Origin of the sequence: Curtobacterium sp. USHLN213, from assembly GCF_037144815.1 — a bacterium.
GTDB lineage: Bacteria > Actinomycetota > Actinomycetes > Actinomycetales > Microbacteriaceae > Curtobacterium.
In genome coordinates, this window is sequence record NZ_JBBCYQ010000019.1 from 1 (window position 1) to 24573 (window position 24573).

At 71.7% G+C, this 24573-nt stretch carries 21 protein-coding genes and 1 tRNA gene; 6 read left to right on the forward strand and 16 right to left on the reverse strand.

Features of this window, described 5'->3' with window-relative positions:
• Positions 1-234 precede the first annotated feature (234 nt).
• The 3 genes from WFH25_RS18560 to WFH25_RS18570 all read right to left on the reverse strand — a co-directional run bounded on the left by WFH25_RS18560 (position 235) and on the right by WFH25_RS18570 (position 3766).
• Positions 235-1596 (reverse strand): PhoH family protein, encoded by a 1362-nt coding sequence (locus WFH25_RS18560; protein ID WP_336698952.1) that lies wholly within the window; start codon positions 1594-1596, stop codon positions 235-237.
• A 188-nt stretch (positions 1597-1784) separates the two neighbouring features.
• The gene (locus tag WFH25_RS18565; protein ID WP_336698953.1) at positions 1785-2894 is read right to left on the reverse strand and encodes an aminotransferase class V-fold PLP-dependent enzyme; all 1110 of its coding nucleotides are present in this window, start codon (positions 2892-2894) and stop codon (positions 1785-1787) included.
• Positions 2895-2980: 86 nt separating this feature from the next.
• Positions 2981-3766, reverse strand: a complete 786-nt coding sequence (locus WFH25_RS18570) for an isoprenyl transferase (RefSeq protein ID WP_229085150.1) — start codon at positions 3764-3766, stop codon at positions 2981-2983.
• A gap of 99 nt (positions 3767-3865) precedes the next feature.
• Between WFH25_RS18570 and trhA the strand changes: the two genes are divergently transcribed.
• Positions 3866-4600 (forward strand): PAQR family membrane homeostasis protein TrhA, encoded by a 735-nt coding sequence (gene trhA, locus WFH25_RS18575; RefSeq protein ID WP_070419188.1) that lies wholly within the window; start codon positions 3866-3868, stop codon positions 4598-4600.
• A gap of 125 nt (positions 4601-4725) precedes the next feature.
• On the opposite strand, the gene WFH25_RS18580 is transcribed toward trhA, so the two are convergent.
• Positions 4726-5073, reverse strand: coding sequence for a hypothetical protein (locus WFH25_RS18580; protein ID WP_336698954.1), 348 nt, complete (start codon positions 5071-5073; stop codon positions 4726-4728).
• Entirely contained in the window at positions 5070-5960 is an 891-nt protein-coding gene (gene mca, locus WFH25_RS18585; RefSeq protein WP_336698957.1) for a mycothiol conjugate amidase Mca, read from the reverse strand. Before mca ends, WFH25_RS18580 begins: the two co-directional genes overlap by 4 nt.
• Between mca and WFH25_RS18590 the strand changes: the two genes are divergently transcribed.
• A complete protein-coding gene (locus WFH25_RS18590; RefSeq protein ID WP_336698958.1) occupies positions 5928-6485 on the forward strand; it encodes a DUF4307 domain-containing protein in 558 nt (185 codons plus the stop codon). The genes mca and WFH25_RS18590 overlap by 33 nt on opposite strands.
• A gap of 67 nt (positions 6486-6552) precedes the next feature.
• A complete protein-coding gene (greA, locus tag WFH25_RS18595) occupies positions 6553-7041 on the forward strand; it encodes a transcription elongation factor GreA (protein ID WP_070416763.1) in 489 nt (162 codons plus the stop codon).
• Positions 7042-7167: 126 nt separating this feature from the next.
• Here greA and ilvA read toward each other — a convergent pair whose 3' ends face one another.
• Positions 7168-8412 (reverse strand): threonine ammonia-lyase, encoded by a 1245-nt coding sequence (gene ilvA, locus WFH25_RS18600; RefSeq protein WP_070416764.1) that lies wholly within the window; start codon positions 8410-8412, stop codon positions 7168-7170.
• A 45-nt stretch (positions 8413-8457) separates the two neighbouring features.
• Entirely contained in the window at positions 8458-9726 is a 1269-nt protein-coding gene (locus WFH25_RS18605; protein ID WP_336698961.1) for an AI-2E family transporter, read from the reverse strand.
• Between the two features lie 94 nt (positions 9727-9820).
• Here WFH25_RS18605 and WFH25_RS18610 point away from each other — a divergent pair, with 94 nt between their 5' ends.
• A complete protein-coding gene (locus WFH25_RS18610; protein WP_336698963.1) occupies positions 9821-11080 on the forward strand; it encodes a winged helix-turn-helix domain-containing protein in 1260 nt (419 codons plus the stop codon).
• 73 nt (positions 11081-11153) lie between these two features.
• On the opposite strand, the gene WFH25_RS18615 is transcribed toward WFH25_RS18610, so the two are convergent.
• Both WFH25_RS18615 and WFH25_RS18620 read right to left on the reverse strand, forming a co-directional pair.
• Positions 11154-12053 (reverse strand): M48 family metalloprotease, encoded by a 900-nt coding sequence (locus WFH25_RS18615; protein WP_071302385.1) that lies wholly within the window; start codon positions 12051-12053, stop codon positions 11154-11156.
• Positions 12054-12075: 22 nt separating this feature from the next.
• Entirely contained in the window at positions 12076-12657 is a 582-nt protein-coding gene (locus WFH25_RS18620) for a LemA family protein (RefSeq protein WP_070416768.1), read from the reverse strand.
• Positions 12658-12895: 238 nt separating this feature from the next.
• Between WFH25_RS18620 and WFH25_RS18625 the strand changes: the two genes are divergently transcribed.
• Together WFH25_RS18625 and WFH25_RS18630 are read left to right on the forward strand one after the other, a co-directional pair.
• Positions 12896-15274 (forward strand): hypothetical protein, encoded by a 2379-nt coding sequence (locus WFH25_RS18625; RefSeq protein ID WP_336698964.1) that lies wholly within the window; start codon positions 12896-12898, stop codon positions 15272-15274.
• A 145-nt stretch (positions 15275-15419) separates the two neighbouring features.
• Complete coding sequence (locus tag WFH25_RS18630) at positions 15420-17093, forward strand: class I adenylate-forming enzyme family protein (protein WP_336698965.1); 1674 nt, start codon at positions 15420-15422, stop codon at positions 17091-17093.
• 94 nt (positions 17094-17187) lie between these two features.
• Here the strand turns inward: WFH25_RS18630 and WFH25_RS18635 are convergent, their stop codons facing one another.
• From WFH25_RS18635 to hisS, 7 genes are all read right to left on the reverse strand, one after another.
• Positions 17188-18528: a threonine/serine exporter family protein gene (locus WFH25_RS18635; RefSeq protein WP_083403181.1), complete on the reverse strand. Its 1341-nt coding sequence runs from the start codon at positions 18526-18528 to the stop codon at positions 17188-17190.
• A gap of 99 nt (positions 18529-18627) precedes the next feature.
• Positions 18628-18701, reverse strand: a tRNA-Leu gene (locus tag WFH25_RS18640).
• Positions 18702-18773: 72 nt separating this feature from the next.
• A complete protein-coding gene (locus tag WFH25_RS18645; RefSeq protein ID WP_070416771.1) occupies positions 18774-20261 on the reverse strand; it encodes an NAD(P)/FAD-dependent oxidoreductase in 1488 nt (495 codons plus the stop codon).
• Positions 20262-20304: 43 nt separating this feature from the next.
• Positions 20305-20853, reverse strand: a complete 549-nt coding sequence (locus tag WFH25_RS18650; protein ID WP_336698968.1) for a DUF501 domain-containing protein — start codon at positions 20851-20853, stop codon at positions 20305-20307.
• Between the two features lie 35 nt (positions 20854-20888).
• The gene (locus WFH25_RS18655) at positions 20889-21422 is read right to left on the reverse strand and encodes an FtsB family cell division protein (protein ID WP_070416773.1); all 534 of its coding nucleotides are present in this window, start codon (positions 21420-21422) and stop codon (positions 20889-20891) included.
• A 300-nt stretch (positions 21423-21722) separates the two neighbouring features.
• Entirely contained in the window at positions 21723-23006 is a 1284-nt protein-coding gene (eno, locus tag WFH25_RS18660; protein ID WP_071294716.1) for a phosphopyruvate hydratase, read from the reverse strand.
• A 98-nt stretch (positions 23007-23104) separates the two neighbouring features.
• Positions 23105-24349: a histidine--tRNA ligase gene (gene hisS, locus WFH25_RS18665; RefSeq protein ID WP_336698969.1), complete on the reverse strand. Its 1245-nt coding sequence runs from the start codon at positions 24347-24349 to the stop codon at positions 23105-23107.
• Between the last annotated feature and the right edge of the window lie 224 nt (positions 24350-24573).

The window sequence follows — 24573 nt, forward strand, 5'->3', positions numbered from 1 at the left end:
CCCCCCCCCCCCCCCCCCCCCCCCCCCCCCCCGCCCCCCCCCCCCCCCCCCCCCCCCCCCCCCCCCCCCCCGCCCTGCCGGGGGCGGCGGGCCCCCCCCCCCCCCCCCGCCTCCTGTCCGTCAGTGCGGTGCTTCCGACAGCCGAGACTCGCGTCCGCGGACAGTTTCGTGGCCGAGATGCCACGAAACTGTCCGCTGGGCCGAGTCTCGGCCGGCGCGTGCCGCGCGCCGCCGCTAGACCAGGTCGGGCGAGTCGAGCATCTCCGTCACCAGCGCCGCGATCGCGGACCGCTCCGAGCGCGTCAGCGTCACGTGCGCGAACAGCGGGTGCCCCTTGAGCCGCTCGATCACCGACGCGACCCCGTCGTGCCGACCGACCCGCAGGTTGTCACGCTGCGCCACGTCGTGCGTGAGGACCACCCGCGAGTTCTGCCCGATCCGGGACAGCATCGTGAGCAGGACGTTCCGCTCGAGCGACTGCGCCTCGTCCACGATCACGAACGCGTCGTGCAGGGAGCGCCCGCGGATGTGCGTCAGCGGGAGCACCTCGAGCATGCCCCGCTCGACGACCTCGTCGAGGACGTTGTCGGAGACCAGGGCGCCGAGCGTGTCGTACACCGCCTGTGCCCACGGGTTCATCTTCTCGGACGCGTCGCCCGGCAGGTACCCGAGCTCCTGGCCGCCCACCGCGTAGAGCGGCCGGAACACCATGATCTTCTTGTGCTGCTGGCGTTCGAGGACGGCCTCGAGACCGGCGCAGAGCGCGAGCGCCGACTTGCCCGTGCCGGCGCTGCCGCCGAGGGAGACGATGCCGATCTCCGGGTCGAGCAGCGCGTCGATCGCGAGCCGCTGTTCGGCGGAGCGCCCGCGGAGGCCGAAGACCTCGCGGTCGCCACGCACCAGCGCCACCGCGCCGGCGGTGCGCACCCGGCCGAGGGCCGAGCCGCGCTCGGAGTGGATGACGACGCCGGTGTTGACCGGGACGCCGTCGAGCTGCGACGAGCGGATCTCCTCCTTCTCGTAGAGGTCGGACATCTGCTCGCCGGACACCTGCAGGTCGGCGATGCCCGTGTACCCGGAGTCGACCGCGAGCTCGGCGCGGTACTCCTCGGCCGCCATGCCGATCGAGGACGCCTTGACGCGCAGCGGCAGGTCCTTCGACACGACGACCACGTCGAGTCCGTCGTTCTTGAGGTTCGAGGCGACCGCGAGGATCCGCGAGTCGTTGTCGCCGAGCTGCAGCCCGGACGGGAGGACGGACTGGTTCGAGTGGTTCAGCTCGACCCGGAACGAGCCGCCGTCGCCGATCGCGATCGGGAAGTCGAGCCGCTCGTGCTCGATCCGGAGCTCGTCGAGGAGTCGGAGTGCCTGCCTGGCGAAGTACCCGATCTCCGGGTCGTTGCGCTTGGACTCCAGTTCGCTGACGACGACGACGGGCAGGACCACCGCGTGCTCCGCGAAGCGGAACAGTGCCCGCGGATCGCTGAGGAGCACCGAGGTGTCGAGCACGTACGTGCGCTGGGCGACCGATGTGGACGAGTCCGCGGTGTGCTGCTGCTGTGTTCCGCGAGAGACGTTCTGAGAGGTCACGACCACTCCATCCCCGGGCCGCGCTCGGCCCGGTCCATGTCCTCGAACGCGGCCGTGGAGCGGGTCTGCGAAGCACCGACTGTGGCCGCTTCGATCGGGCGCGGTGCCCGATGGGGACAAGCTACGTCCGACCCCCGACACGGCACCAGCGACACGCGGTTCCCCGAGTTACGGTCACGTGAACAACGCGGCCGCTACTGCATCGTGGCGTACGACAGGCAGGCGTCGCGGAACATGTCGAGCGTCTCGTCCGTGGTGGACGCGAACACCGACACCCGCGCGACCCCGAGCCGCGTCGTGACCGTCACGCCGTGGTTGTGGAACGCCGCGGACAGCGCGGTGAGCCGTCCCTGCGGCGGTCGGAGCACCACGATCCCGGCGCGCTCCCGGGGGTCGCGGCTGGACTCGACGGCGAGGCCGAACTCGTCGGCGATGTCGAACACCCGCTCGACCCGGTCGGTGACCCGCTCCTGCACGGCGGCGACGCCGACGGCCGTGAGCCGGTCGAGCGACACCGCCAGGCGTGCCTGCGACACCGGGTCGGTGCGGGTCATCTGGAAGCCGGCGGCACCCGGACGGACCGACGGGACCTCGGTCGGCCACCCGGTCGTGCCGTGCGGGCCGGACAGGGCGGGCCGGAGGCGGTTCAGAGCGCGGTCGCTGAACGCGGTGAACCCCGTGCCCCACCCGGCGTGCAGCCACTTCTGGCCGCCCGTCGCGATGACGTCGGCGAGCTCGTACGGGGCGTCGACCACGCCGAAGCCCTGGATGGCGTCGACGATGAGCAGGCGGTCGCCGATGACCTCGCGGATGGCGGCGAGGTCGGCGAGGTAGCCGGTCTGCCAGTCGACGAGCGAGACGGCGACCGCGGTGACGTCGTCGGACAGGCGCGACTCGATGAGCGACGGCGTCATCCACCCGGCGCCGGACTCGATCACGACGGGCTGGACGCGACCGCCCGTGGCCGAGGCGGCACTCGCGAGGGCCAGCGGCAGCGAGGGGTACTCGTCGGCGGAGACGAGCACGCCGCCGGTGAGCCCGAACGCGGCGTGCAGGAGCCCAGGGGTCGTGGCGGTCTGCGAGACGACCTGGTCCTCGCGCCGTCCGACGAGCCGTGCGGCGACGGTGCGGACCCGGGCGTCCTGCTCGTCGAGCGTCTCCATGGCGCCGAAGCGCATGTGCTCCTGGATCGTCCCGAGCACGCGCTGCTCCTCGAGGACAGCGGTCTGGACGGGACCGAAGGCGGCGTGGTCGAGGTAGCCGGGCTCCTCGGCGAAGCCTGAGGCGTACTCGGCGATGTTCACAGGGGCAACCTTCCGTGGGACGAAAACCCTGTGAGTCTACTGGGATGAACGGCCGACAGCCGCCGCAGTGCGGGGAACGGCGGTCGTCAGCCGCCGTACCGGCGGGACCGCAACCCGAAGTCGCGGACGGCGCGCAGGAAGTCGACCTCGCGCAGGTCCGGGTAGAGCGCCTCGACGAAGTAGAACTCGCTGTGCGCGCTCTGCCACAGCATGAAGTCCGACAACCGCTGCTCGCCCGACGTCCGGATGACCAGGTCGGGGTCCGGCTGCCCCTGGGTGTAGAGGTGGTCGCCGATGAGCTCGGGCGTGAGGACCTCGGCCAAGGTGTCGAGCGTGCCGCCGCCCTCGTCGTGCGCCTGCACGATGCTGCGCATGGCGTCCGCGATCTCCCGACGGCCGCCGTAGCCGACCGCGAGGTTCACGTGCAGCCCGGTGTGCTCCGCCGTGCGCTGCTCGGCGGCGGAGAGCGCGGCGACGAGGGGTTCGGGCAGGCCCTCGTTCGAGCCGACGTGCTGGACCCGCCAGTCCCGGTGGTCGGCCAGGGTCCCCGCGAGGTCGGCGATGATGCCGACGAGCTGCTCGAGCTCGTCGCCGCCACGACCCTTGAGGTTGTCGGACGACAGCAGGTAGAGCGTCACGACCTCGATGCCGAGGTCGTCGCACCACGTCAGGAACTCCGGGATCTTCGCGGCGCCCGCGCGGTGCCCGTGCGCGGCGGACTCGAGGCCGAGCTGCTTCGCCCAGCGACGGTTGCCGTCCACGATCATGGCGACGTGCTTCGGCATCGCCGAGCCGTCGATCTGCCGGCGGATCCGGTTCTGGTAGGCGCGGTAGAGGATCCCTCGTCCTGCCCATCCCACCCTGCCGGTCACGGAACGAACATAGTGCACGGTGCCTCGGAGCGAGCCGCGTTCCCCGGGCCGTCCGCCCGTGTTCGGCGTTCGTTCGGCATCGGCCCCTACGGTCGGACCATGCAGGCCGAGCACGACACCGGGACCCTCCCCCACGTCCCCTTCACCGACGAGGCCGCGAGCACCGCGACCGCCGGACGGACGACCGCCAGCGCGTCCGAACCCCGGCCCGCGTGGCGCGGTTGGATCCACCTCGGGGCGTTCCCGTTCGCCATCGCGATGGGCATCGTGCTCATCGTCCTCGCGGGCTCACCCGCGGCGAAGGTCGGCAGCGCCGTGTTCATGGCGACGTCGCTCGCGATGTTCGGCGTCTCGGCGACCTACCACCGGTTCCCCTGGGGCCCGACGGTCAAGGCGGTGCTCAAGCGCATCGACCACACGAACATCCTGCTGCTCATCGCCGGCACGTACACACCCGTGGCGATCTGCGCCCTGCCGCACACCCTGATGGTCGTGGTGCTCTGGGTGATGTGGTCCGGCGCGGCGCTCGGCATCGCCTTCCGGGTCCTCTGGATCGGGGCGCCCCGGTGGCTCTACGTGCCGATCTACCTCGTGCTCGGCTGCGCGGCGCTCGGGCTGCTGCCGCAGTTCTTCGCCGCGAGCGTCCCGATGACGGTCCTCGTGCTCTCCGGCGGCGTGGCCTACATCCTCGGCGCACTCGTGTACGGCTTCAAGCGGCCGAACCCGTCGCCGACGGTGTTCGGCTTCCACGAGGTCTTCCACGCACTCACGGTCGTTGCGTTCGCCGCCCAGTGGGCGGGTGTCCTCATCGTGGCGCTGGACCCGGTGCGCTGACCGCGACGGTCCGTCGGACGGGAGGCGCGGGTCGGGCCCGCACCGTGCCTCCCGTCCCGCACACACGCGGGTCCACCGCACAGATCGCGTCAGCCGCGCCGGTCGCGTCAGCCGCGCCCGTGGCGTCAGCCGCGCTCGGTGTCGTCCCCGACGTCGGCCCGGCCGTCCTCGGCCGCACGCCGCTCCGGCTCGTCCGTCGCGACGCCGTCGCGATCGATGCCGTCACGGTCGACGCCGTCACGATCGCCACCCGCGGTGCCGTTCGCCTCGGCCTCGAGCCGCTCCCGGATCTCCGCCCGGTAGCGGGTCCGCCGGATGCGCCGCGTCATGTCGATCACGAGCAGGATCGTCACGATGGCCACGACCGCGATCGCGATGAAGCCCGCGACGCCGGGCGTCACGTCGACGTCCGGGACGCTCGAGGTCGGGCTCGGGCTGGGGGTCGCGGCGAGTGCCGCGTGGAGGGTGCTCACGCAGTGGTGTCCTTGTCGGCAGGGATCCCCGCGAACAGGTCGGACTCGGGGAGCTCGGTCGGCACGCGGGCCTCGACGAGCTGGTAGTCCTCGGTCGGCCACACCGTCGCGAGGAGGTCGTTCGGCCAGTAGAAGAAGGCGCTGTCCGGCGGCACCTGGCTCGCGTGGGCCCGGAGCGCCGCGTCACGCGCGTCGAAGTACTCGTGCACGTCGACGTGGGTCGTGGCGAGGTCGGGCCGGTCGGCGAACCGTTCGACCCACTCGCGCAGCTGCTCGACCGCCGGGCTGTCCGGGTCGCGTTCCTGCAGGGCCTCGAAGACCGTCCGGAAGCGCCGGGGGTTCATGGTGCGCTCGTAGTAGAGCTTCGCGACGGACCACGCGGGCCCGGCGTCGGGGTACTTGTCGGGGTCCGCGGCGTCGCGCCAGGCGGCCACCGAGACCTCGTGCGTCCGGATGTGGTCCGGGTGCGGGTAGCCGCCGTTCTCGTCGTAGGTGACGAGCACGTGCGGGCGGAAGCGTCGGATGACCCGCACGAGGGCCTCGGTCGAGTACTCGAGCGGCACCGTCGAGAAGGTGCCGGGGCGGACCGTCTCGCCCTTGTCGGCGTCGGGCAGGCCGGAGTCGTGGTACCCGAGCCACAGGTGGTCGATGCCGAGCGCCGCCTGGGCCCCGGCCATCTCGGTGCGGCGGTACCCGGCCATGTCGCGGTGCGCCCGGCTCGTGGCGGGCTCGCCGAGCTGGTCGTTGAGGATGTCCCCCGCCTCGCCGCCCGTGCAGGAGACCACGAGGACCTCGTTGCCCTCGGCCGCGTACTTCGCCGCGGTCGCCGCTCCCTTGCTCGACTCGTCGTCGGGATGGGCGTGGACGGCCATCAAGCGGTACGGCACTGGTCTTCCTCACTGATCGCGTGGCAGCACACAGTGTCACGTGAACTACCCTGGGATCAGGATAATCACCCCGGGAGCCCCGAACTGTCCGAACCGCAGCACCAACCGGCACCTCAGCCGTCCGCCAGCACCACCGCGACGCTGGACGACCGCTACGGCCGCACCCCCGGACGCGCTCGTCGCACGCGGCTGATCGGGATCGTCGCCGCTGCCGCCGTCGCCCTGGTGTTCATCGTCTGGGTGGTCTGGGCCGGTCCCGAGCAGACCAGCCACGGCCTCGACACCGACGACGTCGGGTACCAGGTCGTCTCCGACCACCAGGTGGTCGTGCACACGCAGATCTCCGTCGACCCCGGCACGGTCGCGAAGTGCGCCGTCCAGGTCCTCGACAAGTCGTACACGATCGTCGGCTGGCGCGAGATCCGGGTGTCGGCATCCGATCAGCGCGTGCGCAGCATCAGCACCCCTGTGAACACCGTGTCACGGGGCGTGACCGGCTTGATCCACGACTGCTGGGTTCCCTAGACTGCTGTGATTCGCGGACAAGACCGGCCACACCGGCCGGTCTTGTTCTTTGCTGAAGGGAATCACCATGAGCAACGACACCCAGGTCACGTGGCTGACGCAAGAGGCGCACGACCGCCTCACGGCCGAGCTCGAGACGCTGTCCGGTGAAGGTCGCCAGGAGATCGCGAACCGCATCGAAGCCGCTCGCGAAGAGGGCGACCTCAAGGAGAACGGCGGCTACCACGCCGCCAAGGACGAGCAGGGCAAGATCGAGGCCCGCATCCGTCAGCTCACCGAGCTCCTCAAGCACGCCACCGTCGGCGAAGCGGACTTCGACGGCACCGTCGAGCCCGGCACCGTGGTGACCGCCGTCATCGCCGGTGACGAGTCGACGTTCCTGGTCGGCAACCGCGAGATCGTCGGCGAGGGCTCGGACCTCACCGTCTACAGCCCGGTCAGCCCGGTGGGCGCGGCCATCGTCGGCCTGCGCGCCGGCGAGAAGGCCACGTACACCGCACCCAACGGCAAGGAGATCGCCGTCGAGGTGACGAAGGTCGAGCGCTACGAGCCGTAGACGCCACCGTTGACGGACAGGAGGCGCGGGGGCCCCGGGCCCCCCCCCCCCGGGGCGGGGGCGGCCCGGGGGCCCCCCCCCCCCCCCCCCCCTCCTGTCCGTCTCCGGCTCGGTCCAGCGCCCGTCTCAGTGCTCGAGCAGCTCCGGCTGGAAGCCCACCTCGTGCAGGCGGTGGATGACCTCCTGCGCGTGCTCCGGACCGCGCGCCTCGATCGACAGGTCGAGCGCGACCTCGTTGATGACGAGCCCCTGGCCGTGCCGGGTGTGGAGCACCTCGACGACGTTCGCGCCGGCGTCCGAGATGACCTGCGAGACGCGGGCGAGCTGACCGGGGCGGTCCGGCAGCATGATGCGGATGCCGATGTAGCGCGACGCCGCGACGAGGCCGCGGGTGATCACGCGTTCCATCATGAGCGGGTCGATGTTGCCGCCGCTGAGCAGGACGACGGTGCGACCGGTGTCGCGGACGGCACCGGACATGATCGCCGCGACGCCGACGGCTCCGGCGGGCTCGACGACGAGCTTGGCGCGTTCGAGCAGCACCAGGAGCGACCGGGCGACGTCGTCGTCGGACACGGTGACGATGTCGTCGACGAGGTCGCGGATGATCGGGAAGTTCAGGTCGCCGGGTCGCGCCACGGCGATGCCGTCCGCGATCGTCGGCTTCGTGCTGACGGTGACGGGCTCGCCGGCCTCGAGCGAGCTCGGGTAGGCGGCGGCGTTCTCGGCCTGCACCCCGATGACCCGGATGGTGCGTCCGAGGCGCTCGGCGACGCCCTTGACGGCGAGGGCGATGCCGGCGATGACGCCGCCGCCGCCGATCGGCACGATGACCGTGTCGGCGTCGGGCACCTGGTCGAGGATCTCGAGCCCGAGCGTGCCCTGGCCGGCGATGACCGCGGGGTGGTCGAACGGCGGGATGAAGACCGCTCCGGTCCGTGTCGCGAAGTCCTTGGCCGCGCTCAGCGCCTCTTCCACCGAGTGCCCGCGCAGGACGACCTCGGCGCCGTAGTGCCGCGTGGCCTGGAGCTTCGGCAGGGCGACGCCGACCGGCGTGAAGATCGTCGCGGGGATGCCGAGCTCGCGCGCGGCGAGGGCGACCCCCTGCGCGTGGTTGCCGGCGCTCGCGGCGACGACCCCCGCGGCCCGCTGCTCCGGGGTGAGGGTCGACAGGCGGTTGTACGCACCGCGGACCTTGTACGCACCGGTGCGCTGCAGGTTCTCGCACTTGAGGTGCACCGGCGACCCGAGGACCTCGGCGAGGAACTGCGAGGTCTCCATCGGGGTGACACGGGCGACCCCGGCGATCGTCACACGTGCCTTCTCGATGTCGTCGAGCGTGGGGATCAGCGGCGTGGTGGTGTCGGTCACGGGTCCATCATCGTCGCTCGCGGCACTCCTGACGAACCCGTGACGTCAGTTGGTGCTGGCAGTGCCCTCAGCCGCCGTCGGCTCCGGCTTGCTGCCCGGTGCGGGGACCGCGTCGCCGACCTTGTGGCGGCGGCCCCGCCGGAGCTGGAGCTGCCCGTGCTGGCCGCGCTTCGGGGTGGCCTCGAGCACGTGCTCGGAGTCGAGTCCACGCCAGCGGCCGCTCGCGATCGTCATGACCATCGTGTTCACGGTGGCGATCAGCGGCACGGCGAAGAAGGCACCGGCGATGCCCGCGAGCCCGGAGGCCGCCGTGACGCCGAGGACCACCGCGAGCGGGTGGACCTTGACCGCGTTGCCCATGACGAGCGGCTGGAGGATGTGTCCCTCGATCTGCTGCACGAGCAGCACGACCGCGAGGACGAGGACGACCGCGAGCGGGCCGTTGAAGATGAGCGCGACGAAGACGGCCAGGAACCCGGTCACGATCGCACCGACGACGGGGATGAAGGCACCGAGGAAGACGAACGCCGCGATCGGGATCACCAGCGGCATGCCGCCGAAGAACAGCCCGACGATGAAGGCGCCGAGCCCGATGCCGACGGCGTCCACGAACGCGACGAAGATCTGGACGCGGATGAAGCTCGTCAGGGTGATCCACCCCGCGACACCGGCGCCGTCGACGGTCGCACGGGCCTTCTTCGGGAAGAGCCGCACGGCCCACCGCCACACGTTCTTGCCGTCGATGAGCAGGAAGATCGTGGTGAACAGGATGATGAAGAGCGCCTCGAACACGTGCGTGGCACCGGACCCCGCGCTCGCGACCCCGGAGAGGATCGACGCGCTGTTGTCCTGCAGCCACTTCGTGCCGTCGTCGAGCCAGCCGTTGACGTCGCCCTGCGTGATCCCCAGGCCGGAGTTCAGGACGAGGTCCTTGATGTTCGCGTACTGGTCGACCGTGCGGTCTCGGAGCGACGGGTAGGACGCGATGATCTGGTCGACGACGAGCCACACCAGCGCGCCGATCGCCGCGAGTCCGCCGAGCAGGCTGATGACGACCGCGAGCCACTTCGGCACGTGGTGGCGCTGCATCCAGTTCGAGATCGGCACGAGCAGCGCCGAGACGACGATGCCGACGAGGAACGGGATGAGGATCTGGCTGAAGATCGTCATCAGCCAGATGAAGACCGCGATCACCCCGATGACGACCAGGATCCGCCACGACCACGCGCCGGCGATCCGCATGCCGGTCGGGACCGACTCCTCGACCACGGGGTCCGGATGCCTCGGTTGCTGCTGCTTTCTGCCCCATGCCATGGTCGCGAGTGTACCGATGTGCGGCCCGACAGGTACCAGATACGGCATACGTCACCGGACACGGGGTGTCGGCGGCGATCGGTAGCCTTCGGACATGGTCAGGACCACGCTCTCCGCTGCCGAGGCCCGCCGCGTCGCATTGGCTGCCCAGGGCTTCGGCCAGCCACCTGCCGACGCCGTGTCGACCCGGGCGCTGAACGCGGGGTTCGCGCGCCTCGGCCTGCTGCAGATCGACTCCGTGAACGTCTTCGAGCGCAGCCACTACCTGCCCCTCTTCGCCCGGCTCGGCACCTACGACCGGTCCACGCTCGACCGCCTGACGATGTCGAAGCGCGGCCCCTACGCCGAGTACTGGGCGCACGAGGCCGCGTTCGTCGACCGCACCGACCTCCCCCTCTTCCGATGGCGGATGGACGCGCTGCGCGAGCGCGACGCGTGGCCGAACCGGATCGACGGCGTCCGGCGGACCGAGGGGGTCCGGCGCGAGCTCCGGGCGCTGCTCGCGGCCGAGGGGCCGATGCCGGCGAGCGCGGTCGAGCACGAGTCGAACGTCCGCCGGGGGCCGTGGTGGGGCTGGAGCGACGTGAAGCTCGGGCTCGAGCAGATGTTCCGCTGGGGCGACGTCGTGAGCGCCGGACGGTCCGGCTTCGAGCGGGTCTACGCGCTCCCCGAGCAGGTCCTGCCTGCCGGCACGCTCGAGGACGCACCGGCGCGACCCGCAGCCGTCCTCGAACTCGTCCGTCGGGCCACCCGGGCACTCGGCGTCGGCACCCGCGCGGACATCGCCGACTACTACCGGCTCCGTTCCGACGACACCGCCGCGGCGATCGCCGAACTCGTCGCCGCCGGGGAGCTCGTGCCGGTGCGGGTCGAGTCCTGGGCCGAGCGCGCCTGGATGCACGCCGACGCCCGGGTCCCGCGGCACGTGACGGCCGACGCCGTGCTCAGTCCCTTCGACCCGGTCGTGTGGTTCCGGCGGCGGGCCGAACGGATGTACGGGTTCCACTACCGGATCGAGATCTACACGCCGGCACCGAAGCGGGTCTTCGGCTACTACGTCCTGCCCGTCCTGCAGGACGACCGGCTCGTCGGGCGGGTCGACCTGAAGAGCGACCGGCAGCGCGGGGTCCTGCGCGTGCGGACGGCGTGGGAAGAGCCGGGCGAGCGGCTCGATGCCGGTCGGCTCGCCGAGACCCTCCGACGGACGGCCGCGTGGCAGGGACTCGACGGGGTCGAGGTCACCGATCGCGGAACCGCCGCGGCTGCGGTCGCGGAGGCGCTCGGCGTGCGGCTGGTGCCGCACGTCGCGGCCGACGACGCGGACGCGAGCGTGGCGCTGGAACCGGCCGTCTGACGGGCCGGTGGTGCGGGGCGGGGCCGACCCGCGCCTCCTGGGCCCCACCCGGTCGGCGGTGCCCGCCGTCGGGTCAGAACCGGTCGAGACTCCCGCGCAACCGCGCGATCCGGTCCGGCAGCGGCGGGTGCGTGGAGAACAGCCGGTCCATCAGGCCGGGCCGCATCGGGTCGGCGATCCAGAGGTGCGCCATCGACGAGTTCTGCGTCTGCATGGGCCGGCCGTACGCGCCGAGCTTCTCGAGCGCACGGGCGAGCCCCTCGGGGTGGCGGGTGGTCATCGCGCCGGTCGCGTCCGCCAGGTACTCCCGCTGCCGGGACACCGCGGCCTGCACGCCCGCCGCGGCGATCGGTGCCACGATGACCGCGACGAGGCCGGCGATGAGCAGGATCGGGTTGTTGCCGCCGTTGTCGTTGTTCCGGTTCCGACCGCCGGCGAGCCCGCTGAAGATCGAGATGCGGAGGAGCACGTCGGCGATGAGACCGACCGCGACCACGAGCCCGAACACCATCGTGGAGACGCGGATGTCGTAGTTCCGGACGTGCCCGAGCTCGTGGGCCATGACGCCCTGGAGCTCCTGGTCGTCCATGATCGCCAGCAGCCCGGTCGTCGCGGCGACGATCGCGTGGTCGGGGTCACGGCCGGTGGCGAAGGCGTTCGGCGACGGGTCCTCGATCACGAAGACGCGCGGCATCGGCATCCCGGTGGCGATCGCGAGGTTCTCGACCGTGCGCCAGAGTCGTGGCTCGGTGTTCCGGTCGATCTCGATGCCGCCCGCGATCGCGGTGGCCTGGCGACCCGCGGCGAAGTACTGCACCAGCGCGTACCCGAGGGCGACCACGAGGACGATCACACCGATCGACACGTTGCCGGCGAGGTAACCGCCGAGGAACCCGAGCGCCCCGATGATCAGCAGGAAGACCAGGACGATGAGGACCGTGTTGCGCTTGTTGCGCGCGATCGCGCTGTACACGTCGCAGCCGTCGTCGGGCGGGTCAGAACTGGACGCGCGGCGGTTCGGCGATCGCCGCGGGCTCGGCGGTCTCGAAGAACGACGCCTCGGTGAAGCCACGGCTCTTCGCGAACGACGAGTTCGGGAAGACCCGGATCTTGGTGTTCAGCTCGCGGACGCCGCCGTTGTAGAAGCGACGGGCGGACTGGATCTTGTCCTCGGTGTCGACGAGTTCGGACTGCAGCTGCAGGAAGTTCTGACTGGACTGCAGCTGCGGGTACCCCTCGGCCACCGCGAACACGCTCTTCAGCGCCTTCTGCATGTGCCCCTCTGCCGTGGAGGCGCTCGAGGCGTCCCCGGCGCTGAGGGTCTCGGCGCGGGCCTTCGTCACGGCCTCGAACACGGACTTCTCGTGCGTGGCGTAGCCCTTCACCGTCTCGACGATCGTCGGGATGAGGTCGGCGCGGCGCTTGAGCTGCACGGAGATGTCACTCCACGCCTCGTCGACGCGGACCTTCAGCGTGACGAGCGAGTTGTACGTGACCCACAGGTAGATCCCCACGACGACGAGGAGGACCACCACCACTCCGACGACGATCAGCGTCGTGATGAGTCCGGTGTCCATGAGGGCGTACTCCTTTGCGCGTCGGGATCGCAGTGTGACGGGGCCGTCGGGCCGGCGTCACGGCCGAGGACGATTGTATCGACCAGCGGGGTGCCCTCTCGTCCACGCCCCCGGTTCACGGGCGATTCCCGAGTCGCACACACCGCGCGCTCGGGCTGCTCGGCGTGTCGCTCGGTCCACGGACATCATCCGATCGACGTATTGACCCGAGCGGCTCGATCACGTGGGATGGACTCGGATGAACGCGCGCGGGGAGAACGTGGACGACCGGGCTGTCGGGGGCGACGGCCCCGTTCGCCGAACCCGGATCACGCTGGCCGTCGCCGCGGGGGCCGCCCTGGTAGTGGGCCTGCTCGCCCTCGCCGTGGCCCCGGCCACCGCCGTCACGTCCGCAGCCGTGACGTCCACCGCTGCTGCCGCTGAGGCGGAGCCCGATCCGGGCACGACACCCACCCCCACGCCAGCGCCCCAGGACCACCTGACCCCGGCACCCCCGACCACGTCGCCGAGCCGGCCCCCGGTGCGCCCGTCGATCGACGACCCCGGCGACATCACCAGCGGGACCGTGCGCTTCAGCGGCAGGGGCACCCCCGGGCACGCCCTGCGGGTCACCGGTCCGGCGACGACCGGGTCGACCGGGTGCACCGCGACCGTCCACGACGACGGTGCCTGGGCCTGCCTCGCGACCGTCCGGAGCGGACCGCAGCAGGTCTTCACCGTGGCGGACCAGAGCTTCCCCGGGCTCGGCTCGGCGCGCACCCCGGCGTCCGACGTCATCGTCCCGCCGGTCGTCACCACCGCACGGCCCACGAACGGTCCGGTGACCGGCACCGGGCACGCCGGGTCGACCGTCACGCTCTCGGTGTCCGGGTCGTCGACGGACCGGACCGCCACGGTCGGTGCCGACGGCCGGTGGACGGCGTCCCTCCGCGGCGGCACCCCGGGCGGCGACGCACGGCTCTCCGTCACCGCCACGCAGACCGCGAGCACGGCCGACGGGTACCGGTCCGACCTGCGGAGCGCCGCGTCGACCCCGGTGACCGTGACGCTCGACCGGACCGCGCCGACGGCACCGCGCATCACCGCGCCCGGCTCCGGCGACCGGGTGCGCGTCCAGCCCCTGACCGTCAGCGGGACGGGCGAGGCGGGCGCCGTGCTCACCGTGTACGTCGACCGTGCGCCCGTGTGCCGGACCGAGGTGCCCGCCTCCGGCCGGTGGTCCTGCACCACGGCCGGCTCGACGCTGGGCGCCGGCAGCCGGGCGGTGACGGCGACGCAGCACGACGCCGCCGGCAACTTCTCGCCGACCTCGACGGCCGTCCGGGTCGTCGTCTCCCGGGCGTCCGCGGCACCGGGCGCGCCGGGTGACGGGTCGACCGGCAGCGGCTCACCGTCGGGGACCCCTGGTACCGGGACGGGCAGCACCGGCACGACGACGGGCCAGAACGGCCACGGCACCGCGACCGGCGGCTCCACCGGCAATGGCACCGGTTCGGGCTCCGGTTCGGGCTCCGGTCCGGGTTCCGGTCCGGGTTCCGGTTCCGATGGAGGCTCCGGCGGCAGCACCGGCGCCGGCAGCGGATCCGGCGCCGGCACCACCACGGGCGGGCACGGCCGCGGGCTCGACTGGTCCGGCCCCGCCGGCGACTGGACCGCCTCCACCGCGTACGACACCACCGTGCCGACCATCCAGGCGGCGTTCTCGTGGCGCACCGTCCTCGTCGCCACGGCCGTCGCCGCCGGCTTCCTCGTGCTCATCGCGGGTCCGCTCGCACTCGTCGCCGGCGTCGCCCGGGGCCGGATCCGTTCGCCGTTCGCCGGACTCCTCGGTCGCAACCGCCCCCGTGACGAGCGGCGCCGCGGCGAGGACGTGCTCCCGACCTGGGCCTCGATCACCGTCGCGGTGCTGGTCGTCGGGCTGTGCACGCTCCTCGGCGTCGGCATCTCCCTCGAGGCCCGCTACGTCCGCCTGGCGATCGCGGTCCTGCTCGGCGCGGCCGTCCTCACGACGACGATCGTCCTCGCCACCCGCTGGGCAGCCGGCACCGACCGCAGCACGATCGGGTTCCGGGTCTCCCCCTGGCTGGTGCTCGCCGCCCTCGTGGCGTGCGGCGTCACCCGGACGTTCGACCTCTCACCCGCCGTGATCGTCGGTGCCGTCCTCGTGCCGATCGGCCGACCGGACCTCGACACACGGGCGCTCCGGCTCGGCTCCTCGATCGCTGCCGGCGCCCGCAGCGCCACCTGGCGGTCGATCGCGCTGCTCGTCGTGGCGGCGGCCGGCTGGGTCCTGCACTCCGTCACGCCGGGGTCCGGCTTCTGGGTGTCGTTCGTGTCCGAGTTCGCGATCACCCTGTGCGTCGGCGGCCTCGGCGCCGTCGTCGTGACGCTGCTGCCGGTGGCCGGGTCCGCCGGGCAGTCCCTGCTCGCGCGGTCCCGTGGTCGCTACGCCGCCATCGCCGCGGTCGCCGTCGCGTTGGCCGCCGCCGTGTACTCCGGATCCGCCGGGACGCACGTCTCCCCCGTCGCACTGGTGGTCGTCGCCGCGGTCTGCACCGCCGGAGCCGTCGCCGTCTGGTGCTGGCAGCGGGCGGCCCGGGTCGACCAGCGCGCCTGAACGTGGCACCGTCAGGGCTCGGATCGGGCTGCCGCCGAGGCTCGCTGCACGGATACGCTGACGAGCGGTGCGCGCGACATCACGAACGGAGCGCGCCGTACCACGGACGGTGCGTGCAGCACCACGACCGCTGCTGGGAGCGACGATGACCGAGACCCGATCCGACTACGACCCGACCCGCTTCCGCGACGTCTTCGAGCACAGTTACACGTACGCCAACGGCTTCGCCCGGAACACCCACCGCTTCGCCGGCCGACCGGCGCTCCGCGATCCCGACACCGACCGCTCGTGGACGTACGCCGAGCTCGGCGCCGACGTCGACCGCGTCGCCGGGTGGCTCGTGCGCCACGGGGTCGGTCGCGGCTCCGTGGTCATGGTCGAGCTGTTCAACTCCCCCGAGTTCGCGATCCTGTACCTGGCGGCCCACCGCATCGGCGCGGTGTTCTCCCCCACCAACTTCCGGCTCGCGTCGGACGAGGTCGCGTTCATCATCGAGGACTCCGCCCCCGTGGTCCTCGTCCACGACGCCGCCCGCTCGACCGACATCACGGCCGCACTCGCCAGCTCCGACCACACGCCCGAGCACGTCGTCGTGGTCGGCGACGGAACCCGACCCGGCGACGTCGACTTCGCCGCGCTCCTCACCAGCGACCCCGTCACCGCCGACGAGCTCGCCGCGTCCGAGCCCCGCAGCACCTACGACGAGACGACGCGCCTGTACACGAGCGGCACGACCGGACGGCCGAAGCCCGTGCCGCTGCCGAGCCTCGTCGAGGTCCTCAGCGCCCACGACGTGATCATGCACTTCCCGCTGAGCCCGTTCGACAAGACCCTCAACATGTCGCCGCTCTTCCACCGCGGCGGTCTGTACTCCGGCGGCCCGAACCCGGTGTTCTACGTCGGCGCCGAACTCACCACGCTCCGGCACTTCGACGCCGACCGCGTGCTCGACCTGGTCGAGTCCGAGCAGCTGACCTTCCTCATCGGCGCCCCGCCGAACCTCGTGCAGCTCGCGAACGCCCAGGAGCAGCGGCCCCGCGACCTGTCCTCCCTCAACGGCATCGTGACGATGGGCGCACCGCTGGACCGGGCCGCGGCGCTCCGGTACCAGGAGCTCCTGTCGCCCCGCATCTTCAACGGCTACGGCACGACCGAGACCTTCTGGAACACCTTCCTCCGCCCCGAGGACTTCCCCGACGGTGCCGGCTCGACCGGCCGAGCCTCGACCGACGACGACGTCGCCGTGGTCCGCGTCTACGAGGACCGCCTCGCCGACCCGAGCGACACCGTGCCGAAGGACGGTTCGGAGATCGGCGAGTTCGCGGTCCGCACCGTGAAGTCCGGCTACTCGTACCGCAACCCCGGGCTCGAGGCCGAGAAGTTCGCGAACGGCTGGTTCTACCCCGGGGACCTCGCGACGTGGGACGAGCACGAGCGTGTGACGATCGTCGGGCGCAAGGACGACATGATCATCTCCGGCGGCGAGAACGTCCACCCCGTGCAGGTCGAGGCCGCACTGCAGGAGCACCCGGGCGTCGCCGACGCGATCGTGGTCGGCGTCCCCGACGAGCGCTGGGGCGAGGTCGTGACGGCGTACGTCGTCCGCGCGCCCGGGCGGCTGCCGGAGGACGACGTCGAAGCCGCCGCCGCCCTCGAGGAGTGGACCGCGTCGCACCCCGGCCTCGCCCGCTACAAGCGGCCGCGGCTCTACCGCTTCGTCACCGAGCTGCCGTACAACGCCACGGGCAAGAAGGTGCACTACCTCGCGAAGGCGACGGCTGTGGACGACCAGGCTGCGGGGCGCCTGCTCGCGCCGTGACGGCCTGGAGGCGCGGTGCGAGCCGGCATCGCGCCTCCCGTCCCGCAGTGGGTCGCGTCCACCGCGCCTGCCGCGCTCTCCGCGCTCTCCGCGTCTACTGGGTCGCGTCGACCCCGCGGTGCGGCGCGTTCCGCGCGAACAGCCCCGGCAGCAGGCCGCCGATCTTGGTGCCGATGCAGAGACTGACGAACGTCGCGAGCGGGTTCGCCAGCGCCTCCGGGTCGAACGTGGCGACCGCGACGAGCCCGACCGTCCCCGGCACGAGCAGCAGGAACGCCGGGAAGAACGAGACCGTCGCCGGGATCGCCGGCACCAGCCGCTCCAGCAGCCGCGTCGCGACGAACAGCAGCGCGGCGGTCGCACCGGTGGCGACGACGCTCCCCCACAACGGCGTCGTCCCGCTCACCAGCGCGTAGGCCGTGACCATGACCGCGACGGACACGAGCGTGAGCCGCCACCCCGACCGGAAGACCAGGCCGAGGCCGACGGCCAGCCCGACCACCGCGACCCACGACACCCAGTAGGACGGCACGGCCTCCCACCCGCCGCGGTCCGTGCCGACGCCGGCGACCTCGCCGACGAGCGCCGCCGAGGACGGGTCGACGTGCAGCCCGGTCAGCGCGCTCCCCGACGCGATGCCCGCCGCCATGAACCCGAGCATGATGAGCCCCTGCACGAGCCGCGAGGACCCGGTCACGATGTCGGCCGCGGTGAGCTCGAGCAGGGCGTTGGTGATGAGGGCTCCCGGCACGAACACGGCCACGGGGGCGCACACGGCGAAGAGCGGGACGTGGTCGAACCCGGTGCCGGCGGCGACGAGCCCGACGATCGTCGTGGACACGAAGGCCGCGAGGAACGGGATGATCGCCACGGCCTCGCGGAAGCGACGGAGCACGAGCCCGATCACGCCGACGAGGGCTCCGACGGCCAGCGCCACGAGGATCGCCCACCACGGGCAGCGGAACACCACCGCGAGTCCGGCCGAGGTCAGGGCGTTGCCGAGGATCCACGGCAGTGCCGGCGGTGGGACGGTCCCGGCGCGGATCGCACGAACGCGTGCGGGGATCTCGGCGAGGGCGATCGAACCGCTCTCGAGGCCGAGGACGAGTCGGTTCGCCCGTGCGGCCTGGCGGCTCGAGAGCTCGACGCCCTCGGCGTTGACGATGGTGGCGGCGCCGGTGGCGACCTCGCTCACCATGACGAGGGCGGGGAGGACCCCGACGGCGAGCGTCGGCCCGACCCCGGCGGCATCGCGGGCCTTCTCGAGCGCCGAACGGACGTCGGTCACCGAGCTGCCGGCGTCGAGGAGGAGGGCGCCGAGCGTGCCGAGCAGCATGCCGGTGGGGACGGTCTCGCCGTCGACCACCTCGACGTGGGCCTCGGGTCGGCCGAGGGCGTTCCGCAGGTTCGCGAGCGCGCTTCCGAATCCGACCACGAGACTCGATCGTAGTGCCGGGTCGTCCTGTCGTACCCCCGGTGGGACTCGAACCCACAACTCGGCGATTGTAAGTCGGGTGTCGGTTCCCGCTCGTCGTACCCCCGGTGGGACTCGAACCCACAACTCGGCGATTTTAAGTCGCATGCCTCTACCGATTGGGCCACGGGGGCGGGCCGCAACAGCCTACCGACGAAGACGAGGCGGCCACCCCGTGGGGTGACCGCCTCGCCTGGAGCGTGTCGCTACTTGGCGTCCGCCTCGGCCTTCACCGGCTCGGCGTCGTTCGAGACGTCCTTCGCCGGCTCGCCGTACGCGGGACCGGCCGCACCGGCGGGCTTGCCCTCTTCTGGAGCGGTGGTCGGCTTCGACGCCTCGACCGGTGCCGCGGGGGCCTCGGCTGCAGGCTTCGGACGGGACGCGAACGCCTCGAACGCGGCGCGCGGGGTCTCGCGGTCGTCGAGCGACGCGATGTCGCGGCCGAGGAAGAAGCCACCGACCCAGTCGCCGATGACGCGCCACTTGCGCTCCCACGACGGCATCGCCAGGCCGTGGTAGCCACGGTGGGCGCCCCAGGCCAGGAAGCCCTTCATGGCGAACTTGCCGGACTGGAAGACGCCGATGCCGAGACCGAGGCCGGCGACGGCACCGAGGTTCTCGTGCTTGTAGTCGGTCGTCGCCTCGCCGCGGATCGTCGCGACGAGGTTCTTCGCGAGCTGCTTCGCCTGGCGGACGGCGTGCTGGGCGTTCGGCACGCAGAACCCGCCGACGCCACCACCGGTGAGGTCCGGCACGGCCGCGACGTCACCACAGGCCCACGCGTCGGCGATCACGCCGTTGTCGTCGACCACGCGCAGGTCGGGCTGCACGCGGATGCGGCCACGCTGCTCGAGCGGGAGGTCCGTGCCCTTGACCATCGGGTTCGCCATGACGCCGGCGGTCCAGATGATGAGGTCGGACTCGATCTTCTCGATCGCGCCGTCGTTGGTCTTGAGCTCGCAGACGCCGCCGACCGCCGAGGCCAGCTGCGTCTCGAGGTGCACCGTGGCGCCGCGCTGCGCGAGGTTCTTCAGCACCCAGTGCGACGTCTCGAGCGAGACCTCGGGCATGATGCGGCCCATCGCCTCGACGAGGTGGAAGTGCGTGTCGTCGAACGACAGCTCGGGGTAGCTCTTGAGCAGGTCGGAGACGAACGAGCGGAGCTCGGCGAACACCTCGATGCCGGCGAAGCCACCACCGACGACGACGACGGTCAGCAGGCGGTCACGCTCCGGGCCGGCCGGCAGGGTCGCTGCCTTGTGGAAGTTCGTGAGGATCTTGTCGCGGATCGCCGCGGCCTCTTCGATCGTCTTCAGGCCGATCGCCTCGTCGGCGACGCCCGGGATCGGGAAGGTACGCGAGACCGCACCCGCGGTCATGACGATCTGGTCGTAGGACTCCTCCCACGCCTCGCCCTCGGCCGGGGTGATCGTCGCCGTCTTGCTGGCGTGGTCGACCTTCGTGACCTTGGCGGTGACGACGCGCGTCTTCTTGAGGTGACGGCGGTGGGAGACGACGGCGTGACGCGGCTCGATCGAACCGGCGGCGACCTCGGGGAGGAACGGCTGGTACGTCATGTACGGCAGCGGGTCGACCATGACGACCTCGGCTTCGCCCTGACGAAGGTGCTTCTCGAGCTTCCAGGCGGTGTAGAAGCCGGCGTAACCGCCGCCGACGACGAGGATCTTGGGCACGGTGGATGATCTCCTTGGAGTGGGGTGGTTGCCGGGAGGCTGGTCAGAATTCGCCGCCACCCGCCCCGACTCCGGCGTCTGCTCCCTCATCATACGCCCGGCACTCACACCGGGCAGGCGACCAGCCCGCGCGCTCGAGCGCGAGGTCGCCGATGGGGTTGACGCCGGGTCCGGCGGCGAGGGCGTGTCCGACGAGGGCGTGCAGGCACTTCACGCGGGTGGGCATGCCACCGGCGGTGATGCCGTCGATCTCGTCGACGTGCTCGATCGACTCGCGATCGGCGAGGTAGGACTCGTGCGCCGCGCGGTACTGCTCGGCGACGGTCGGGTCCTCGAGCAGGGCTGCCAGCTCGGGCATGACCTGGTTGGCCTCGAGGGTGCTGACCGCAGCGGTGGCCGCGGGATGGCACAGGTAGTACAGCGTCGGGAACGGGGTGCCGTTCGACAGCCGGGGCTTCGTGGACACGACCGTGGGGTTGCCACAGACGCAGCGAGCAGCGATCCCGATGACGTCACGCGCCGGTCGGCCGAGCTGCGCCGAGACGACCTGGATGTCGCGTTCGGAGGGCGGGTCGAAGGGAGGGGTCGTCACGGGTACGTGAGCCTACCGGAGTCCCGCGCGTCGTCCTACTTCGTGTCGCCGGTGCCGGAGACGTCCGGTGCGACGAGCTGCTGCGTGGTCTCGTCGGTGAGACCCGAGGTCAGCACCGACGACAGCATCGCCTGCACCCAGTCGACCTTCGGCGTCTGCACGGTCGAGCTCACGGGCGTGCCGGAATCGGTCGTCGGCGTCGACTCGGCCTTGCGGTTCTCGCTGCCCATCACGAGGTAACTTTCCTCGCCCGGGTACACGTAGAGCAGTCGGTCCCGGGCCTGCGCCTCGATGTACGCGGGGTCGTCCCAGCGCGCGACGTCCTTCTTCTTCTGGGCGACGTCGGCCTTCTGGCTCGCGACCTCGCGCTGCTGCTGGGCGATCTGCTCCTGCTGCTGGATCAGGGTCCGGAGTGACGGTGCGAGCACGACGACGAACAGCACGATGATGGCCAGCATGAGCAGGCTGAACCCGGAGAACCGGATCGAGCGGTACCACGGCTGCTCGGACGAGCCGCCCTCGGGCAGCGCCACGGGGACGCGGCGGACACGGGGCTTCTGGCTGGGCACGGTCCGACGATAACCCGCCGGCGGGCCTGCTGGCGGTCGGCACGCGGCCGTTCGGCGCCCTCTCAGCGGGCGATCCAGGAGGCGCGGCGCACCCCCGGAACGCTGCCAGCGCCCGGCACGCGGTCGCGAAACACGCCGCGGGCGATCCGCTGAGGTCGCACGATCGGTCGCCCGCGTCCGGCTGAGACGGCAGTTCGTGCGACCTCGACGGTCGGCGCGCGGCATGCCGTGCGACCTCGGCGCCCGAACGACGAGACGCCGCCCTCCCGAGGGAGGACGGCGTCTCGCGGAGGCGCTGGGTTACAGGGAAGCCGAGCGCGGGAAGGCCGAGCGGCCCGCGTAGACCGCGGCGTCGCCGAGCTCTTCCTCGATGCGGAGCAGCTGGTTGTACTTCGCGACACGGTCCGAGCGGGCCGGGGCGCCGGTCTTGATCTGGCCACCGTCGACCGCGACCGCGATGTCCGCGATCGTGGTGTCCTCGGTCTCGCCGGAGCGGTGCGACAGGATCGCCGTCATGCCGTGGCGCTGAGCGAGGGAGACGGCGTCGAGGGTCTCGGTCAGGGTGCCGATCTGGTTCACCTTGACGAGGATCGAGTTCGCGGCCTTCTCGTCGATGCCCCGCTGCAGGCGCGTCGGGTTCGTGACGAACAGGTCGTCACCGACGATCTGCACCTTGTCGCCGAGCTCGGCGGTCAGGTGCGACCAGCCGGCCCAGTCGTCCTCGGCCAGCGGGTCCTCGATCGTGGCGAGCGGGTAGTCGCGGACGAGCTCGGCGAAGTAGGCCGTGAACTCCTCGCCGGAGAGCTGCTTGCCCTCGAACGCGTACTTGCCGTCGTGGAAGAACTCGGTGGAGGCGACGTCGAGGCCGAGCGCGATGTCCTTGCCCGGCGTGAAACCGGCCTTCTCGATCGCGGCGAGCAGGAAGTCCAGCGCGGCGCGGTTGGACGCGAGCTCCGGGGCGAAACCGCCCTCGTCGCCCAGGCCGGTCGCGAGGCCCTGCTTCTTCAGCTCGCCCTTGAGCGCGTGGTAGGTCTCGACGCCCCAGCGGAGCGCCTCGGAGAAGGACTCGGCGCCGTAGGGCACGAGGAAGAACTCCTGGATGTCGACGTTGGTGTCGGCGTGCGCGCCACCGTTGACGACGTTCATGAGCGGGACGGGCAGCGTGTGCGCGTTCGGGCCGCCGAGGTAGCGGAACAGCGGCAGGTCGGCCGAGTCGGCGGCCGCGCGTGCGACGGCGAGCGAGGCGCCGAGGATCGCGTTCGCACCGAGGCGCGACTTGTTCTCGGTGCCGTCGAGCTCGATGAGCGCGGCGTCGACGAGGCGCTGGTCGGTGGCGTCGAAGCCCTCGAGCGCCGGACCGATCTCGTCGAGGACCGCGTCGACGGCCTTGAGGACGCCCTTGCCGCCGTAGCGGGAAGCGTCTCCGTCACGGAGCTCGTACGCCTCGAACGCACCGGTGGAGGCGCCGGACGGGACGAGTGCGCGCGAGACGACCCCGTCGTCGAGCAGGACCTCGACCTCGACCGTCGGGTTGCCTCGGGAATCGAGGACTTCGCGTGCGCCTACGGCGTCGATCTGGGCCACGGGGTACTCCCTACACGTTCGGTTGTGGTGATTGCGGAGTCGATCCTAGCGAGACGCGGGTGAACACGAGGCGTGCATGACGGGCGACTGTGGAGAACTCACGCCAGCGGGCGGAACTCCACACCCTCGAGCGAGTGCGTGTCGGCACCCACGGAGGCGAACGCGTCGAACCCCTGCGCGACGAGTCCCGCGAGCAGGTTCTTCATGTTCTTCGTGCGTCGCTCGAGCCGGACACGACGGTGCCCCTCGAGCGCTTCGGCCTTGAGCGCCGCGAGCCGGACCGGGTCGACGTCCTTGTCGTACACGAGCACGACGGCGTCGGACTCGGCGGACTCGGGGAGCGTGACGAGGTCGACGAGCCGCTCGAACCCGAGGGAGAACCCGACCGCGGGCACGTCCTGCCCGAGGAACCGGCCGATCATGCCGTCGTAGCGCCCACCACCGCCGAGGCTGTAGCCGAAGTCGGGGTGCGCGACCTCGAAGATCGTGCCCGTGTAGTAGCCCATGCCACGGACGAGTGTCGGGTCGAAGCGCAGGTCGACGCCCGGGAGCGCCGAACGGAGCCGCTGCAGGTCCTCGAACGCGTCGGCATCGAGCCACGTGGCTCCCCCGACGGCGTCCCAGTCGGCGGTCTCGAGCGTGCGGATCGTGTCCTCGAGCCCGGGGAGCTCGACGCCGACGGTCTCGCGGAGCTCTGCCGCCACGCCGTCCGGCCCGATCTTGTCGAGCTTGTCGATCGTGATGAGCGCACGGTCGGCGGCGGTCGGGTCGGTGATCCCCCACGACCCGAGGAGCGCGAGGAGGATCCGACGGTCGTTGATCCGGATCGTGGTGCCCTGGATCCCGAGCGCGTCGAGGGCAGCGGTCGTCGCCCGGATGAGTTCGATCTCGGCGAGCTGCCCGGGCTCACCGAGGATGTCGATGTCGCACTGCACGAACTGCCGGTAGCGCCCCTTCTGCGGACGTTCGGCACGCCAGACCGGGGCGATCTGCACCGAGCGGAACACCGACGGCAACTCGGCCCGGTGCGTGGCGTAGAAGCGCGCGAGGGGCACGGTGAGGTCGAACCGCAGCCCGAGGTCCGCGAGGTCGAGCGGGGCACCGGCGTGCTGCAGGTCCTCGGTGGAGAGCCCGCGCTTCATGACCGCGAACGCGAGCTTCTCGTTGTCGCCGCCGAGGCCCGAGTGCAGGCGGGCGGCGTCCTCGACGACCGGGGTCTCGATCTCGTCGAACCCGTGGCGCGCGTACACGTCGCGGATCACGCCCAGGACGTGCTCGCGCCGGGCCTTGTCTGCCGGGAGGAAGTCACGCATGCCACGGGGAGCCGTCACGGTCGGAGCCATGGATCGATTCTGGCAGATCGACCTTCCCGGCTTGCACACGTTCCGACCGGCTGATATTCTTCATCCAGAACCTCGGTTCGACGGGTGCCTGATCCATCCGACGAACCGATCGCGTGGGCAACGTGCTGCAGTGTGCCCCGCGGTTCGAGTGGGCTGCTCCATCGGCACCGCATCCCTGGTGGTGCCGTCGGCCCACTCGCGGGCGTCCTCCTTTTTTCGGGTTG

What these genes read in the sequence shown, in the direction of transcription:
- trhA (WP_070419188.1), top strand. Translation starts at nt 3,866, where the DNA reads ATGCAGGCCGAGCACGACACCGGGACCCTCCCCCACGTCCCCTTCACC.
- WFH25_RS18590 (WP_336698958.1), top strand. Translation starts at nt 5,928, where the DNA reads ATGGGCGTGGACGGCCATCAAGCGGTACGGCACTGGTCTTCCTCACTG.
- greA (WP_070416763.1), top strand. Translation starts at nt 6,553, where the DNA reads ATGAGCAACGACACCCAGGTCACGTGGCTGACGCAAGAGGCGCACGAC.
- WFH25_RS18605 (WP_336698961.1), bottom strand. Translation starts at nt 9,726, where the DNA reads ATGGCATGGGGCAGAAAGCAGCAGCAACCGAGGCATCCGGACCCCGTG.
- WFH25_RS18610 (WP_336698963.1), top strand. Translation starts at nt 9,821, where the DNA reads ATGGTCAGGACCACGCTCTCCGCTGCCGAGGCCCGCCGCGTCGCATTG.
- WFH25_RS18620 (WP_070416768.1), bottom strand. Translation starts at nt 12,657, where the DNA reads ATGGACACCGGACTCATCACGACGCTGATCGTCGTCGGAGTGGTGGTG.
- WFH25_RS18625 (WP_336698964.1), top strand. Translation starts at nt 12,896, where the DNA reads ATGAACGCGCGCGGGGAGAACGTGGACGACCGGGCTGTCGGGGGCGAC.
- WFH25_RS18630 (WP_336698965.1), top strand. Translation starts at nt 15,420, where the DNA reads ATGACCGAGACCCGATCCGACTACGACCCGACCCGCTTCCGCGACGTC.
- hisS (WP_336698969.1), bottom strand. Translation starts at nt 24,349, where the DNA reads ATGGCTCCGACCGTGACGGCTCCCCGTGGCATGCGTGACTTCCTCCCG.